Origin of the sequence: Pseudoxanthomonas sp. SL93 (genome assembly GCF_026625825.1) — a bacterium.
Classification (GTDB): Bacteria; Pseudomonadota; Gammaproteobacteria; order Xanthomonadales; family Xanthomonadaceae; genus Pseudoxanthomonas_A.
In genome coordinates this window covers 937,171-952,365 of record NZ_CP113065.1, presented here as the reverse complement: position 1 = coordinate 952,365, position 15,195 = coordinate 937,171, and the positions used below count along the sequence as shown (strand labels likewise).

The 15,195-nt window shown below is 55.6% G+C and carries 13 protein-coding genes; 5 read left to right on the top strand and 8 right to left on the bottom strand.

Translation table 11 applies throughout. The annotated features are described in order from the left end of the window. Positions 1–293: 293 nt before the first annotated feature. Positions 294–545 (top strand): site-specific integrase, encoded by a 252-nt coding sequence (locus tag OVA13_RS04390; protein ID WP_324288271.1) that lies wholly within the window; start codon positions 294–296, stop codon positions 543–545. Between the two features lie 703 nt (positions 546–1,248). Here OVA13_RS04390 and OVA13_RS04385 read toward each other — a convergent pair. From OVA13_RS04385 to OVA13_RS04375, 3 genes are all read right to left on the bottom strand, one after another. Continuing rightward, positions 1,249–1,551, bottom strand: coding sequence for a hypothetical protein (locus tag OVA13_RS04385; protein ID WP_267792591.1), 303 nt, complete (start codon positions 1,549–1,551; stop codon positions 1,249–1,251). 95 nt (positions 1,552–1,646) lie between these two features. Further along, complete coding sequence (locus tag OVA13_RS04380) at positions 1,647–2,819, bottom strand: RHS repeat-associated core domain-containing protein (RefSeq protein ID WP_267792590.1); 1,173 nt, start codon at positions 2,817–2,819, stop codon at positions 1,647–1,649. A 165-nt stretch (positions 2,820–2,984) separates the two neighbouring features. Continuing rightward, positions 2,985–3,242 (bottom strand): type II toxin-antitoxin system RelB family anti-toxin, encoded by a 258-nt coding sequence (locus tag OVA13_RS04375; RefSeq protein WP_267792589.1) that lies wholly within the window; start codon positions 3,240–3,242, stop codon positions 2,985–2,987. Between the two features lie 159 nt (positions 3,243–3,401). Between OVA13_RS04375 and OVA13_RS04370 the strand changes: the two genes are divergently transcribed. Continuing rightward, complete coding sequence (locus OVA13_RS04370) at positions 3,402–3,665, top strand: hypothetical protein (RefSeq protein WP_267792588.1); 264 nt, start codon at positions 3,402–3,404, stop codon at positions 3,663–3,665. 132 nt (positions 3,666–3,797) lie between these two features. Next, complete coding sequence (locus OVA13_RS04365) at positions 3,798–4,493, top strand: hypothetical protein (RefSeq protein ID WP_267792587.1); 696 nt, start codon at positions 3,798–3,800, stop codon at positions 4,491–4,493. Positions 4,494–4,566: 73 nt separating this feature from the next. Here the strand turns inward: OVA13_RS04365 and OVA13_RS04360 are convergent, their stop codons facing one another. The 4 genes from OVA13_RS04360 to OVA13_RS04345 all read right to left on the bottom strand — a co-directional run bounded on the left by OVA13_RS04360 (position 4,567) and on the right by OVA13_RS04345 (position 11,598). Beyond that, positions 4,567–5,391 (bottom strand): hypothetical protein, encoded by an 825-nt coding sequence (locus OVA13_RS04360; protein ID WP_267792586.1) that lies wholly within the window; start codon positions 5,389–5,391, stop codon positions 4,567–4,569. Between the two features lie 491 nt (positions 5,392–5,882). Further along, positions 5,883–6,803, bottom strand: a complete 921-nt coding sequence (locus OVA13_RS04355; protein WP_267792585.1) for an ATP-binding protein — start codon at positions 6,801–6,803, stop codon at positions 5,883–5,885. Next, positions 6,793–8,301: a hypothetical protein gene (locus OVA13_RS04350; RefSeq protein WP_267792584.1), complete on the bottom strand. Its 1,509-nt coding sequence runs from the start codon at positions 8,299–8,301 to the stop codon at positions 6,793–6,795. The genes OVA13_RS04355 and OVA13_RS04350 overlap by 11 nt, the downstream gene beginning before the upstream one ends. Before the next feature lie 2,427 nt (positions 8,302–10,728). Continuing rightward, on the bottom strand, positions 10,729–11,598 hold the full coding sequence (locus OVA13_RS04345; RefSeq protein WP_267792583.1) for a hypothetical protein: 870 nt from the start codon (positions 11,596–11,598) through the stop codon (positions 10,729–10,731). Positions 11,599–13,018: 1,420 nt separating this feature from the next. On the opposite strand from OVA13_RS04345, the gene OVA13_RS04340 reads away from it, so the two are divergent. Further along, positions 13,019–13,849 carry a S1 family serine peptidase gene (locus OVA13_RS04340; protein ID WP_267792582.1) on the top strand — a complete coding sequence of 277 codons (831 nt, stop codon included), beginning with the start codon at positions 13,019–13,021 and terminating at the stop codon, positions 13,847–13,849. Here the strand turns inward: OVA13_RS04340 and OVA13_RS04335 are convergent. After that, on the bottom strand, positions 13,846–14,202 hold the full coding sequence (locus OVA13_RS04335) for a hypothetical protein (protein ID WP_267792581.1): 357 nt from the start codon (positions 14,200–14,202) through the stop codon (positions 13,846–13,848). The two genes, OVA13_RS04340 and OVA13_RS04335, sit on opposite strands and share 4 nt — an antisense overlap. A 579-nt stretch (positions 14,203–14,781) precedes the next feature. On the opposite strand from OVA13_RS04335, the gene OVA13_RS04330 reads away from it, so the two are divergent. After that, on the top strand, positions 14,782–15,192 hold the full coding sequence (locus OVA13_RS04330) for a cupin domain-containing protein (protein ID WP_267792580.1): 411 nt from the start codon (positions 14,782–14,784) through the stop codon (positions 15,190–15,192). Positions 15,193–15,195 lie beyond the last annotated feature (3 nt).

Genomic DNA, 15,195 nt, shown 5'->3' with positions numbered 1-15,195 from the left:
TCGCAACATCTCAGGGTGTCTGAGATTCCGGGAAGCCGGTCAGCACCTTCGGGCTCGCCGCGCTCACGCGAGTCGCCCTACCCTCTGTAACGATCCCTAATCACACAGCCGCCCACTAGTACCAACTGGCAGACAGCTTTCCGCGGCGGTGCCGACTTCAGCAAAAGCGGTTCCGATTACACGTGCTCTGAGGCCCGTTGATCATGGGCCTGGCCGCCCAGAATTGGCCGACTGTCTGGCCCGCGCCGGCCACACCGACGGACCGATCTTCAGCCGCGTGGGGGGAGTCAACCGTGGGCGCTGGCCTCTCATCGGCCGCGGCGGCGGCCCTCGTGCAGCGGCGTGCCGCGCTGGTGGGGCTGGAAGGCGATTTTGGTGGCCAGAGCCTGCGCTCGGGGTTCGTCACCGAAGGCGCGCGGCAAGGCATTGCTCTGCCCAACTTAATGGCCATGGCCGATCACCGTTCGGTCGCCAACGTGATCGGCTACTTCCAGGCCGGGGTTGCGCCGGACCACCCGGCTGCCAGCCTATTGGACCCGCGCTAGCGCGCTGCGCGGGGACGTCGTTTCGCGCTTGCCACCTGCGTCTAGCGCGAAAATTCCTAACGGGATCGCCGGCAAACTGCATAAACCAAGTGAGTGAGAATTGGTGCCCGGAGCCTCAATCGAAAGTTAAGGATAAGTAATTGATATTGATATACTTAAGCAAGTAACCTGCCTGAATTGACTCACAATCAGACTCACTTTTACGACTTCGTGCCCTCTAGCACGATAAACAGACTCCGGGCCATGGTCACGGAGCCAGGCGAGCAGCGAGCCAAGGCTCACCTACAGCTCAGTGTTGCAGAAACGGGCCTCCTTGGGCTCATCTTCTTATTGTGCTTCCATCCTTATCACTGCTCAGTCACGACCTGCGAGCCGATGCGGCCAAGCCGGCCGGTACATATAAATACACCGATGTCCCAATAAGGCTGGCGCGGAGGTGCGCCGATTGGTGACATCGGACAGTAGCAACTAGTCCCCGCAAATCTCTGTAGGCTCGTCGTAATGATCAGCGTCACCATTCTAATTCCGTCCCGCGCGCCTCCATTCAAGTCACGTTTACTAAAGGCCCAGCAGTCCAGCCCATATGTTGCCGCTCAGCCGCCGCAATTCTGACGTTGACCAGCGCAACCGCAAGAACCATTCAACTAGACGGTCCGCCGTATGGCTGGATTTGTTCTTCCATAGTCTATCTATGCTATTAGCATCATGGCCATGCTTTCCCAGCTTGGGACCGCATCGATTCGACATAAAGACCGATGCCATCGTCACACACTCCCAACGCTAGTTTTCGATCTTTCTCCGTGTACCAGAACGGCACCGCATCACCACTTTGCTCGAAGCTCGGCTGCTGGAAGGCGCGGCCAGACACACTGACCTTCTTCCCTCTCCACTGCTCAGCATCAGAATAAAAGCTATCTGGCAATGCCAGCTTGGCGCATTTGTTTCCTGATTGGAGCACGGCTACCCATGCTGGCTCGCCCGCATGCAATTGCAGTTCTCCTTCCATTGCACATTGTGCGCCAGCAGAACAACTTCCAAGTGATGGTGCCTCTTGCTGATGTGCACATGCCGACAAAGCACAAGCAGCAATCGCTACGGCTATTAGCACTGTATGGCAGAACATGAGATCCCTGAGCCTCCTTGGTTCTGATTCCAGCCATCAATGATAAGCCTCATCTTTGCACGTTCCGTACTACTTGGCGCAGCACCATCAATCGTTCTGATCCGATAGCCTACTTCTGTTTTTTCAACGCTGAATGCCCCGCGTTCAGATATTACATATGCGGACTTATCGGTAGCATTCGCCAGACGGCCATCTTCTGGACCTGGCAACCCGGACGTTCTATTGGTGTGGGTATGTCCACCGCTTTCATTAGGACCGAGCGCGCCCTTGTTATACGAACCAGTTTCTCTTCTTGAGCCATCGCTGCATTTTGCACAGCCTGTCTGCATCGGATTAGATGAGGTGCCGTCAGCTGAAGCTTTGAAGCCTTGTTCTCTTCCAGAGAAATCCAATTTCGTCCCATCAGAAAGTCGGCCGCTATCGGATGCAGCTTTGACCTGGCTATCTACAGCGCGCTGCTCTGAGGAAGGCCCAAGCTGCGGGGTAGTTCCTGATTCAGTTCGGGGCGAATCGACACAACCGCGTTCTTCTTTCGGACACACAGCGCGTCCATCCGGGTCAATAAAACGATAGGGGTTATTGTTTGCGTAACGAAAGCGATTGAAAGTCCCCACCGGATTGCTAAAAGCCGTCACCGGATCAACCGAAAGGAACAATCCCACCTGCGGGTCGTAGTACCGCTGCTGCATGTACGTCAATCCAGTGACCGCATCCTGCACATGCCCCGTGTAGCCGATCCCCTGGTAGTTGGGCTTGTTGATCACCGCGCCATAAGGCTCGTACTCATTGCGCTCGAGGAGCGTACCTGCCTGATTGGTCACAGCCACCGGGCTGCCCAGTGCATCCGTATGCTGGAACTTGGCCGCATAGCCGCCTGCCGCCGTCCACTCACGAATGGCTACCAGGCTTCCGCCGGGGAGGTCTTGCCCAGCATCAACGACACGCCCATCCTGGATCCAGGCGTTGTACGGCGGCTTCTGGGCCAGCTGGCCATCCTCGCGCTGCTGGTGCTGTCGAGGTTGTGGGCGTGCCCGGTGGCCAAGTAGCGGCGGCCCGCAAATCAGGCTGCCGAACTGGCTCCAGAGATCAGTGTGAATTGCTGATGGCGGGGGCGGACTCAGAATTTTCCCGCTTCTGTCAAAGCTCGGCATTCGCCCGTGGACCAACCGTCACCATTCTTTGGAAGAGAAAGGGCCACATCGCAAGTTCTCGATAGTTGGCCGGCATACTCCCGCGAATGAGTCTCATGCCTTCACGAGACTGGCTTGATCGACTTGAAGTTCGGGCGGCATTGGTCCAGACGAGGAAGCCGCGTCCTATCCATGGCCCCGGGGACGTCGATGCAATACCGCATGATCTGCCTTCTGCAGAAGCTCCCAGAGGTCGACATCAAGCGCGTGCGCAATCCTTAACAGGGTCGACAGACGGCAGTCTTTGCGCCCCTGTTCGATGGCGCCGTACTGGGTCCGGTGCATGCCAATCTGATCAGCAAAGGCCTCCTGGCTCAAGCCAAGCGCAATCCGGTGAGCACGGATTACGGGATAAATGGCACTAGGGGCGAGAGCGGCAGGCACCCACGCAAGCTAAGAAGTGCACTACTATTGGTCTACACTATTTTCGGTAGCATTCTGCGATGAAAGCAATTTCCATAGGGGTGGAAGGGTACGGCCGTTTGGTCGGGCCCATCGCGGCCTTCCCTGGCAGCCTCGCGACCCGCGAGGACGAGGCAAGACATGATTGAAGTTACGCTGAGCTGGATGGTGACGCGTCCCAAGGTATCCGGAGGTGCAGATTGCCTGACATCGGTTGCCGATTTCGTCTTGGATGATTCCGCCTCCGCCCTAGGGCCTGCAGCCCTGCGAGACAGCCTGCTAAAGCAATTGACGATTCACTTCTGCGAGACTGTCTACTTCGACGTGCTCAGGCTCACTGAAGTTGCTCAGCTTGCCAGCCATAACGAGGTCTCACGTTCGAGTACATCCACTCCCCAGCAATGACGCGACCTCGCCTGTTTTGGATGCTCGGATATGCAAAGAGCAAACGTGGCAAACGGTCCACGCCTCGGCTCTGACGTGAGGCCAGAAGCGCCGCGGATACAGGATGTCGAGACGTTGGGCGGCCGCGGTTCCTTGGAGCTGCTGGCACTGGTTGAATCACAGCGCACGCGAACTCCCGTGCGCGTTTCATCATCGCGTGAGCTGACAGCATCCCTCCTGAACAGATTGGATGCCTTGGGCATCATTCGTAACGATGGCGCGGCATTGATCAATACGACTTCGGTAGAAGGACTGGCATGGTCGTACAGTTGGACCATCCCGTGGAGGTCGCTTCGCAGCCAGCTGATCGAATTCCTCACGACACAAGGTCGAGATCCCTCATTTGCGAACGGCTGGTTGCGGATTTGGAGGGAACTCTTCATGGGCGAGGCGGAAGCTTGCCTCCGGCACCAGCTCCAGATTTCACAACTGGAGCGCGTATACTTTGCAAGCAGTGCTAGCGCCTTGATGGCGGATGTGCAGCGTTACAGTCTCGGTCAGTGGCGTTACGCATGCTGGGCGGCGGTGCGCACCATGAAGAATATGGCTGCCCAGCACCCTGGAAATCACGAACTACTGAAGCTGATCCTTGAGACCGAGCTGCCTTACCGCTTGGAGATGGCTTTGAAATCGAGAAGAATCGAATTCTGCTTTGGATCTTACGATTCGTTACCAGATTGCGCTCTCGCAAAGAGCTTCTCACATGTGGCTACCGCTTTGGGAGACAAGTTTTGGAAGGAGGTGCCAACACTCGAACACGTTGGGGGAAAAGCGACGCTGCCCACCTAGAGTGACCAAGGTTTTCCGAAGAAGAACGTGCTGATGGCTACGCGAGACGGTTGGCGGATGCCTAGTTCCAATCTCAGTCCATGAGCCAGTCCGCTTCCTCGGCTTGATCCATGCGAGATATGAGCCGGCGAGACACCGATCTGAACTGACGGGATCGTCGCGCCCATTCTGGATCGCCTGTGCAATTAATGGCGAAAAATTGAAACTGGTGGTCCAATCCTTGTGGTGTCGAATCGCAGTCAGGACTAAGGCTTTGATGCGTGAATTCTGGGTCGAGCCATTCGCCTAGCGCGTGGGGCGTCATCGGGATGCCCGCAATAGCCGCTTGCTCTTGAGCGTACCAGGCTATTGAAAGGCAGAGTCCCAAGTAAGAGGCTTGCAGATCCGACTCCATTGAGTGGGATACATTCTGGTCTAGTAAGGCGAGGTGCTTTCTCCAATAGACGAAAGCCTCCAAAACCGGGCAGGAAGCAAAATGCGGATCGACTTGGTTGCTCGGTGCGGACAGGCAGCGATGGCCCGAGATCATGGCCAGGAAAGCCACCTGTTCCAGCAGGCGCCTTACTGTTACATCGTGAACTTCAGGGCGTTGACGGTGCTGTAGGGGACGAAACCTGAAGTAGCGCGAAAGCACCTTGCTCACGCGGGATAGTGGCTGGGCGGCCTGGAACTGCAGTTCGCCGTAGAGAATCGATACGTCCTGCGCGAGGGAAACACGATACGTGCCTCCCGCCCTCGCAGGTTGGCTGGGAAAGACACCGGGGATCGCAACGTTCTCCGTGATCGAGACTAACGCCTCATTCAAAGACAATTGTGCCGGCGAAATCTGCAGATACGGGGTGTTCTCTGCTTTGTCGCGCTTGGCGAAGGTGGCGCCGCAGGCCTCGCAACAGAACACTTTGGAGCCCCTAAGAATCCTGTAGTGCGAGCTTCCTCCACAGTACGCACACGTTGAATGGAGCTTCATTCTGAGCGGCAGGAAGTGGCCCTGTATCGAACAGCACGTCCGTGCTCTGTGCTGATGCGCCATCCGGTGTACGCCGTCATGGACACATAGTGGACACCACTTCAGCCATGGAACCGCCCAGGAATGCGGAACATCGGTACAGTCCCTGTGAGCGGCCGACAGTGCATATCGCAATAGGTCTGGAGAGTCGTCCATCTCGCGTGTGTCGACAAAAGCAGCCCAGCGAGAGAACGATGCAAGATTATTCACAGACGAAGGAATGCCGACGCCAAACTCCATTCTAGCTTGGCGGTCAAGGATAGTTCCAATGTCCCAAGCACTCGAGAGATTGAACTCAGCCACCCTATGGATGAGCCCATACAGCGAGTTCTCGCCCCAGTGCAAAGGCAAGCATGGCGCATGTCGGGAGACACGGGCTGGCATCAATCGACAGGAATCTTGTTTATGAATTCCGAGGTGATCTTCATATCTTCGCTATCGTGGCCTCTTAGCGCCATCATGAGATTGGCCAAGAACCCGGCACATATCGACATTGAAACGGAATTTGCCGTCCGAGAGCTTCTGTACTTGCTTAGCTTGGCCCAGATGCCTTCTGCATGAGCCGCAAGGCGACCACCGGCAGCGTAGAATCGCGGCAGCAGAAGCTGGGTGTAAGTGAGGCCGGAGCCTGCGGGGAACTCAGATTTCGAGTCCATCGCTTCGAGCACTACACTCAGATCATCGACATTCCGCAATCCCACAAGATTATAGAGCTTTGAGCCGAATCGCTTTACGAGATCCGATCTTGCATCCTCCAGCCTGGAAATCTTCTCCCTCAGTTCAGTCTGACCAAAGAGAACAACGGTCACTTTGACGTGATCATTAACAAGACGATTGATCACCGCCTTTATCCAAGCGTACTCCTTGGGGCTGAGCTCCTGTGCCTCATCAAAGATAAGGAAGAGGTGTTTGGCATCACCGGCTAGTGCCAAGAGCGCACGATGTACCTGCTTTCTCTTACCGGATAGATCTCTGACTATGGTGGGCGCAAAATCGATCTGGTTCAGGAACTCTGACAGGATTCTGCCTTCAGCTTGCGCCTCGTCTTCGACGACTTCAAAGATCAATACGCCGCAACCCGGCTTGCTCCTCTTCATCTCGATTGCTACTGCTTTAGCGCAGAAGCTCTTACCTGTCATAGGATTCGCAATGACGGCGAGAGACGCGCGAGATTTTCGGCCTGCCTTCGACACCAGGGAGACAATATGCTGGACCCCTGGTGTTGGCAGGATGGCACACTCGATGATGATCGGATGTGCATCCCATACCTGATTGCGAAGCAGTACTATGTCTTCAAGGTCCATAGCCGTCTCCGTTGCTCGCACTCATGTCAGCCCAAGAGTCCAGCTCCTCGTCAGGTTGACTGGAGGCGCGATCCAGGAGGTCATTCACCGCGTTCGTCACATTGAGATCATTGGTCTGCGAGGTTGAAGACTCGCGTCGCGCATTGTGGTCGGCAAGCTGTCGCACTCCCTTCTTGACGTGCCCCTTGAGTGACTTGGATGAGCCAACTTTCTCACCAAGTTGCTTGATGAACTGGGCAACAACATCGCCTCCGTGATCGTTCTCCAAGTAACCTGCCCTAATCATCTTATTGATGTGCTTTCGAAGGTCGATCGAGTGGTCGCTGAGTCCCCACCGACCAAACGCGGAGCACAAGCCGACGGAAACTCCATTCTTAAAAGCTGCTATTCGCCGAATGTTTGACCTATCGATGTGGATGACAAGTTCGGATCCAATCGCGTCCCAATCTTCGGCAAGTTCGGGGGAGGTGTAGTCTGCTTCGAGAAAGGTGAAGTAGGGCCTCCTGCCGGTTTTCAGGTTTCCTCGGACACGGACCCGCTGAATGCACAAGGAAAGATCTGCATCTCCCTCACGAAGCGGCGGAAGAAATGGGAAAAGGTAGAAGTCGCGCTCCTCGCCACAGATGATTGCCTTCATGCGTTCGTGGGCACTAGCAGCCAAATTTCGCTTTCCCTTAGCCGCATTGAACTTCGCCACTAGATCGGCTACCAGCTTGACGATCTCCGCGGCATCAAGTTCGCATCTTCTTGCGGTCTGCTCTGGATCCTGTCTTTTAGGATCGTTTGGATGCGCCCCGGTGGTCATTGGTAGTCGTTTGAATCCGGCGCGTTCCAAGGCATTGAAGATGCGCTCCGCCAGCTGCCTTCTTGCAGGCGTATGGACGGGTCCGAAATTCACGGCACAGCCACAAAGAGATATGGTGCGATCGACGACTTCTTCGGCAAGATGGACCAAGGCGTTGTCCAGAAGCAGTGCGTTGAAGCCACACCACCCGAACCTAGAGTCGAGATCTACCAGTGGCTGGACGGGCTGCTGCTCTTCCTTACTGTGCGCGCGGCCTGGCTCTCCCACTGTGGCAGCGTCGAGCACATCTAGGACGTCGCCACTATTGGCCTGTTCCCTGTAGATCACCTTGAACGCGTGAACCCGTTCCTTGAGGCGATCTGCCAGCAGAAGGATCGTCACGCGGCCAGCGTCTAAGTATCGAACGCCCTCTGGCGTGCGGATCCGAACTGTTCCGATGAATCCCGCAGAATGTTCGTCGAGCTCGACAACGTCGAAAGGGGCGCAAGCGACGAGCATCGAAGCTTGGCCGGTACCGGCCTTGGATTTTGTAGCGGCCTTGTCGCCATACTGGGTCGCCACAATCCTATCGTAGTTGTATATCAGATACTGCTTTACAAAGTTTCGAATGGCGCCAGATCCTCTTCGATCGCACACGAACGGCCATTCCTGTCTCTGTGGATCCTCCTGTTCGCAGAGTCTCAGAAACTCCATGTGCGCAGACTTGTGCCTGATACCAGCTTCTCCGCCAGGACGCCTCCTCGCATTGGTATCGAGGTAGTGCCTAAAGGAAGCCGCAACTTGAGGACGTCGACGGAAATGAAGCTCCAATGCACCGCTATGTCCCGCATGTCTGCCAGCAGCTTGCCTGAGCGGCGCCCTTCTTTGGCGTGGCTTTACTTCAGTGTTAGGCAGCGCCCCAACCCAGCCTAATAGGACACCATGGTCATCCAGCGTTTGACACTTCTTAAAAGTTCGGTAGAACTGCTCGCGATGGATTCCATGCTTGAGCAGTGTGGCGGATAGGTTCTCACCCGCGATGTATGCTTCCACGGCGTCTTTGACGCTATGGAAGCGCTTTTTCTGATGATCGGTCAAATGGCTTAAATCGGGGAATCGCCAGGCTTTGGTGTCTAGATGCTCCTGATTGGCGGTACTGCGGGTTGGCCTAGCACTAGTCATCTTCCCGCCTCCAAAGCCTGGTAAGCATGCTCCATATGCTTTGATCGACATCACTTGTGAGGTCGCGTGTTCTCAAGAGAAGAGCGATCGCACCTTCGATCAGTCCAGCAGGTTCTGCCACTTGGCGCTTTATATCGCTGATGCGAATACCGGGCTGCTCTTCGACCAAGTGGCGAAGCCGCGCCATGATTGAGAGCATCTCGTGAGACTTGCATCGATTTATGGCTGCGACGATGGAGCGCCAGCTCTGGATTCTGGTCGCGCTAGCATGTATCTCTCTGAGAGTGACGACTCTACGACCCGCGGGGCCTTGTCCATCGCCCGCGGGATCAAGGTCAATGTCGATGACGTGGCTTTGCAGCGTCGTGCCAACCGCGAAGTGGCGGCGGTTTGATCTTTCTCTGTTCTCGGGAACAGCTCTTATCGGCGTGTAGTCGATGAGCCTTAGTTCAGGGTCGCCTTCCAAGTAGAGATGGCAGGCAAACTCCACATCCGAACAGAGCGTTAGCGGTCGTTGCGTAGTATCAAGCGGAGGCGACACGAACCATATGTTGTATCCGCTTAGCCCTCTAGCTCTGATAGGTGCAGCGTAAGAGCGTCGTTTCTGTTGCGCAGGGGTATGGGAGCGTTTAGCCATGCGTACTCCCCCTTCTTTGAGAGGGGCAGTCAGTAGGCCAAAGTATTCCTTGACCCACCCTCAGGGCAGGTTTATCGTCTGTCGGCATCATCAGGTCCTCCTACGACCTGGCAGGGTCCATCCATTCGCAGTGGGTGGGCCCTTTTTTGTTAACTAAATGTTAATTTCTTGATGCACTTTTAGCCTAAGCAATGTCAGGCGTAACCTACAGACGTGGATTCAAAAGCCAATCCTGCCCTTGGCAATGAGCCGAAGCTCTGCTAGCGACCTAGATCGCGCCCTCGCCCAGCTTTGGGCGAGATACCTATGCGCATCCCTTGATTGCGATGTGCATTGGCTCAATCGAACACTGCTTTTCCCTCTTAGTGAACCTCACGGGGTTCTAGAAGCACGCATTGCTCCGCCATTCTTTCAGGAGGTCTATACCTCAGGGAAGAATCCGAATGGGCGGTACTGGAAGGAGTTTGATGATCGGGGTGACCGATTCAGCCTTTATGAGCGCGCGTGCCAGCGGGTTCCTGCAGCGAAGGAGTGGCTTCTCACTGAGTCGCTGAAACCGTACCTTAATGGCGGACCTCCATCCATCTCCATTAGCAGGCGCTACCTTTCGGAGTTCTTAGAGAAGAGAAATGCGATCTTCTTGCCGGGTAGCGCTTTGGCAGACCTTAGAGATGTTAGTGGGGACGGCTATCACTTCCTCGTGTCCAACTGCCTGAAGTGCTTGACCAGTGCAGCGACGCCGGAAACGTTGAGATTCCTGCTTGCGTATCACCATGAGAGCGTATGGCGAAAAGATTTCGAGAACTTCAGCAGCCACCATGCCGAGAAAGGTGCAGAACAGTTCTGCGAGTCACTGCACGTGCGCAATCTCGATAATCTAGGAGCGATTGCGACCGTACTGAAGGATCGGCTGCTCAAGGCGATTGAAATGATCTCGGAGTACGGATACCGGAGCCAGTCGTTGAATAGCGCTATCGGCGATGTAGATCTTCCGCCCTTCCCCGTTCTCGTCGATAGATCCCAAACAATTACTGATGCTTGCGAATCACTTCATGATAGCGAAGCGGTCCGCTATCAGCGCTTCAGGCCGCCAAATGCATCGATCAAACATCTAGCCGCGGACGAGGGTTGCTGCCGAGCAATTCGCGTAATTATTTTCAGCAGTATGAGGAAACATTGCCATATAAGAAACGAGTACAAGTCGCATCTCCAATGCAGCCAGAGAAATATAAGTAGAGGCCCCGAAAAGATTGTCGCAAGGGGTTCGCATGAACGCTGTCGAGCACTTTCGGCCGCTTCCAAGGCGGGCGTAGACAAAGGGCCTAACCCAAAATATGCAACTCGGGGTTGACTCTCCGATTGATATCAGTGTGAAAAAATTCCGCAGAGTGGAAAGTACGTGCCTTTGCGTCATATTCCCTGACAAACCTGCTCGTGAGATACGACGCGGCATGAATGCTTTTTGTTTTGATCGTTGTATCGGCATGGTCGACGACGTGCGCTAGGCCTACCAGCCAGGATTCTTTCTCTTCCTTTGTTCGCGAACTCATGGCGCATAGGTCTTGTGTATCGATCCCATCAATGTTGGCTTGCAGTACGGCGTGCTCAAGCCTTCCCCAACTGTACTCTCGCGTCAACCTTAGATCCATTCCGCTTCGATACCACAAGCGAAAACTATGCCGATCGTTCTCGACAAAGTTTAGTACCGACAGGCTGAAGCAAGACTTCTCAAGGACATATAGAGCAAAATCCAGTCGCTGCCGATTCTCAAGACGCCAAGAATCCCACAGATCCCAGTTGATAATGCTTGTGGCTCTGCTTGCCAATCCCTGCTCCCAAGCTGCGAAGCCCCTTCCAATACAGCATGTGTGCGTCTTTCCTTCAGTTGAGCCGAACTCTTTCTCGCGCATCTTCTTGCACGCAAGTATCATTCGGGCGGCAGTGATACATTCAAGATGGTCTTTGTAGCGCTCCACAACCCAGGCGCCCACCCTTCGCTGAATAAGAGATTTTCTCTGCAACAGAGAATCGTCATTGACCATCGGCGTATCAAGTATCGCGCCAACTTTTTGAAAGCGACTGAGTTTTGGTCTCCCGTTCGCGGTCGATTCGAGCCTTATGGCGCGATATGGTTCTTTGATGCCGACGATCGGAGAAACGCCACGAGACTGTAGTCCGATCGCGACAGCCATGGCATTCCGTAGCCCATCTTCAACATATCCGCTAACTTTTAAAGTATCCCACCCCTCCACGTAAACGCGGGGTACCTGGGCCAGCTTTCTACTGAGCCTCTCGTGCGCGACTCCGACTTCCCTTCGATAAGATCTGGCAGCTGCTAGATCGGTCAGATCTGCATTGATAAGCGTGGCGCCGCAGTTGTGGCATGAGAAAGGCCCTTGGCTGAGGTGGCAGGCCAATGACTGCTTGCTCGAACAGGATCTGCAGATAGATGTGAGCGCGACACCGTGGTACGGACATGCAGTGACGTAGGAAATCTGGCAGACGTCAAAATGCATACCCATTTCGATGCACTCGGGGCAATAGCGAAGCAAATCGTAAGTGCGCTCAGCGAATCCATATACCCGTGCAATCTCTCGGATTTTGCTGGCGAACTCTCGGAATGGGTAGCCTCGGATCGGCGGGAGGCCCGGCGTCTCGTTAACGAATAGACGCTGTTCTTCCGTTTCTAGGCAGCTGAGTTCTATGAATCTCGGAAATGAAAGCGCAGCGTCCTGCGTTCTTCTTAGGTCGTTAATTAGCTGAAGTGGTCCACGATTCGAGTACCACCCAAGCTTGTTCATAAGGGCGTACATCGATTCTCCGTGGACCCAGGCGCCGTCTACCCAAGGAACGAAGGACCGGATCAGTGGCGTCTGCATTGACACTCTCGTTCAGTAGATGCTGCTTTTTAAATCAGTTCCCCGAAAGTTTGCATCTGTCTGTTAAGTCACAAGATCAACGGAAAGAGTGGATCGTCACAGATTGGATGAAGATCTGTGACCTATTCGCTGGGGTTTCGGGCGACAATCGAAGTGAGCTAACCGACTGATATTCATGGCGACTCTATTCCAGTCTCAAGTCACAAGTTCAGTGAGCCCGGTTCCTGAATCGCCCTCTCCCTGCCGATAAGCCTCCCAAGGACACCCTGGAGGCTTTCGCATGCTGATGGATCGACCGCCGTGCTGGATCGACGGACAGAAACCCAATCCCTGTGCCCAGGCACATTACGACCGTGTGGTGCACGGTCATACGGAACTTCGCGCCGACTGGCTCGGTTGGAAGCAGCGCGGGCGCTGGTTGGTCTCACCAGACGGCCAGCGGATCAGCCCGGAACGGATGCGGGGCATCCTGTGGCGGCAGGAACTAGAGGCGCGCCGGGATGCTGCCCGGGCTCGCAACGAGAAACGGCGAGTTTTGCAGGGAACCGTAAAGGTCGTGGTCGTGGACCTTGCCGACTGGCACGCCCGGAACGTAGGCAGCCGTGCGGGATAGAGCGTGACCGTAGGGGCCCCGCCCCTACACCCCGGTATCCGGCGGGCTTCGCTGCATCAATGGACAAGTGTTCCGTAAGCTGAAGAATGGGTGGGAAAACGTGCCGGGAGATCGCTGCTGATGGAGAAAAATATCTTGGTTGTCGATCACGCTTCATGCGCCACGCATCAGATTCAGCTTTACTTTGAGGGAAAGCACGTAAGTTCGGCAACAGCTTTCCTTTACAGGCATGGCGGCAAGCGTTTTTTGATCACCAACTGGCACAATTTTTCAGGAAAGAACGCAGAGACTGGTGAATGCATATCGGAGACCGCGGCCATACCTGACGAGTTCCGCATTGTCTTTCGTACGGACAACACGTTCTCGAACTTGCGAGGCATTGCATTTGACCTCTACAAAGACGCGGATAGAACTCAGCCGGAATGGTATGAACACCCAATCCACGGCTCAAAGGTTGACGTTGTCGCAGTTCCTTTCGAAGACGCCATAGCTGATGCTGCTGTCGAGGCGCCAGCCATCAATGATGATGCCGAATTGCGTGATCTTGATCTTCGCGCATCCGATGACGCATTCGTAATCGGATTCCCATTTGTGGACGCAGGCAGGCACGTTTTTCCCGTATGGAAGCGTGCAACGATCGCAAGCGAGCCAGCTGTCGATGTGAACTCTCTTCCGCTGACTTACATCGACACGGCGACTCGCCCAGGGTTCTCTGGGGCACCTGTTCTAATGCGGAGGATAGGAGTTCACTTTGCTTATCCTCCGAAGTTAACGGGGACAGAAGTTATTGGTGAGGTTAGATCACTCGCCGGAGTTTATTCCGGACGTACCGGTGACCTGAGAGACATTGGTGGTCAGATTGGGATGATGTGGAAGAAGACCGCAATCGACCAGATCATCGAAGCAGAGAAGTTTGGGAACAGCCCTCACTGGCCGACAGACTCCAGTTAGAAATTCGCCTCACCGGCCTCTACGACGTTAGCGACCTCGCCCACGTTCTTGATATCGCCGGCAATGACAACGCCTTGAGTGAACCCGGTGGCTACGTCGCCGTGGCCGGCGTGCGTCTGGACCGGCTGGGCCTGCGGCCCAGGCGGTGCAGACGACGCCGAGCGAATGCGGTCGGTGGTGGCGGAGGACTGGGTAAAGATCGGATCAATAGGCCACTGGGTGAAAATGATGGTCTCGCCCTCCCCCTTCACCAGCGCGCCGTAGCTGTGCACCGAGACCTGAAAACCGAGGTCTTCCAGTTGTTCGTCGGTGAGCCGCTCCAACGCCTGCCCAGCGGGTGCACGGAATTCCACCAGCACCTTCGTGCTGCAGTCTTTAGCCTCATGGGAGCCAAGGAACCGAGGCCGCGCCGTCCGCATGAGTCCACGCGTAGCTGACGCCCGGTGAGCGCTTTTTTCTTGGGGTGGAAATCGCTTGCAGTAAAGCGGCGCGCTCCCATGCGTCAGGATGTATCCGCTGGGTGATGACGTCCTTCGTCGCGGCATCCTGTTCTCATTGCTCGCGCTCCTTCTCCACGCGGCGTCCAGGCGAATCCAGATCCCGTCATGTCCCTCCGGCACGACCTGCTGGATGGTCTGCACCGACCAGAGTTTCGTGGACGCCCAATCTCCGCATCGTGTCGGCTATCAAGCTTCCCTGCACCCGATAACCATCGCTTACGGCCCTGCTCCGGCGAACTCTCGATCTTCTGTACGCAGGCTAACGCAGCCGCGGACAGGTAACGCCTGAAACGTGGGTGCGGGATCGAAATGTGTTTGTCGACCTGTACCCGCAATGGCCCTGGATACGTACGCTTACAAAAGGGCAGGCATCCGGACACATGTGATATACAGCGGGGTCGTCTCATGGCGTACCCAACACAGGAGACCGAAATGAACACCAAGCACATCCTCTTGACTGCGTCACTCGCCGTGATGGCAGGCGTGACACTACTGGCGGCGAACGCCACACAGTCCGGCGTTGGACGCCATGAAGCCTTGCGGCATGACCTGGATGTGGCCGGACGCGAAGTGGTCCAGGTACGGGTGGACTTCGCACCGGGCGCGAGTTTCGGCATGCACACCCATCCAGGTGTCGAGGTGGCGTATGTGCTGGAAGGCTCGCTGCAGTACTCGTTCGACGACAAGCCGCCGGTGACACTGAAAGCGGGGCAATCCCTGTACATCCCCGCCGGCACGCCGCACGCCGCACACAACCCTGGTAGCGCCAAGGCGGCGGAGCTGGCCACGTACCTCGTCGAGAAAGGCAAGCCGATCGTGGCAATGCGCCCAGCGGCGCATTGAGCA

Bases quoted from the DNA above. Each gene is read 5' to 3' on its own strand.
- OVA13_RS04380 (WP_267792590.1), bottom strand. From the start codon at position 2,819: ATGCCGAGCTTTGACAGAAGCGGGAAAATTCTGAGTCCGCCCCCGCCA.
- OVA13_RS04330 (WP_267792580.1), top strand. From the start codon at position 14,782: ATGAACACCAAGCACATCCTCTTGACTGCGTCACTCGCCGTGATGGCA.
- OVA13_RS04355 (WP_267792585.1), bottom strand. From the start codon at position 6,803: ATGGACCTTGAAGACATAGTACTGCTTCGCAATCAGGTATGGGATGCA.
- OVA13_RS04370 (WP_267792588.1), top strand. From the start codon at position 3,402: ATGATTGAAGTTACGCTGAGCTGGATGGTGACGCGTCCCAAGGTATCC.
- OVA13_RS04345 (WP_267792583.1), bottom strand. From the start codon at position 11,598: ATGGCTGTCGCGATCGGACTACAGTCTCGTGGCGTTTCTCCGATCGTC.
- OVA13_RS04385 (WP_267792591.1), bottom strand. From the start codon at position 1,551: ATGGAAGGAGAACTGCAATTGCATGCGGGCGAGCCAGCATGGGTAGCC.
- OVA13_RS04340 (WP_267792582.1), top strand. From the start codon at position 13,019: ATGGAGAAAAATATCTTGGTTGTCGATCACGCTTCATGCGCCACGCAT.
- OVA13_RS04350 (WP_267792584.1), bottom strand. From the start codon at position 8,301: ATGGAGTTTCTGAGACTCTGCGAACAGGAGGATCCACAGAGACAGGAA.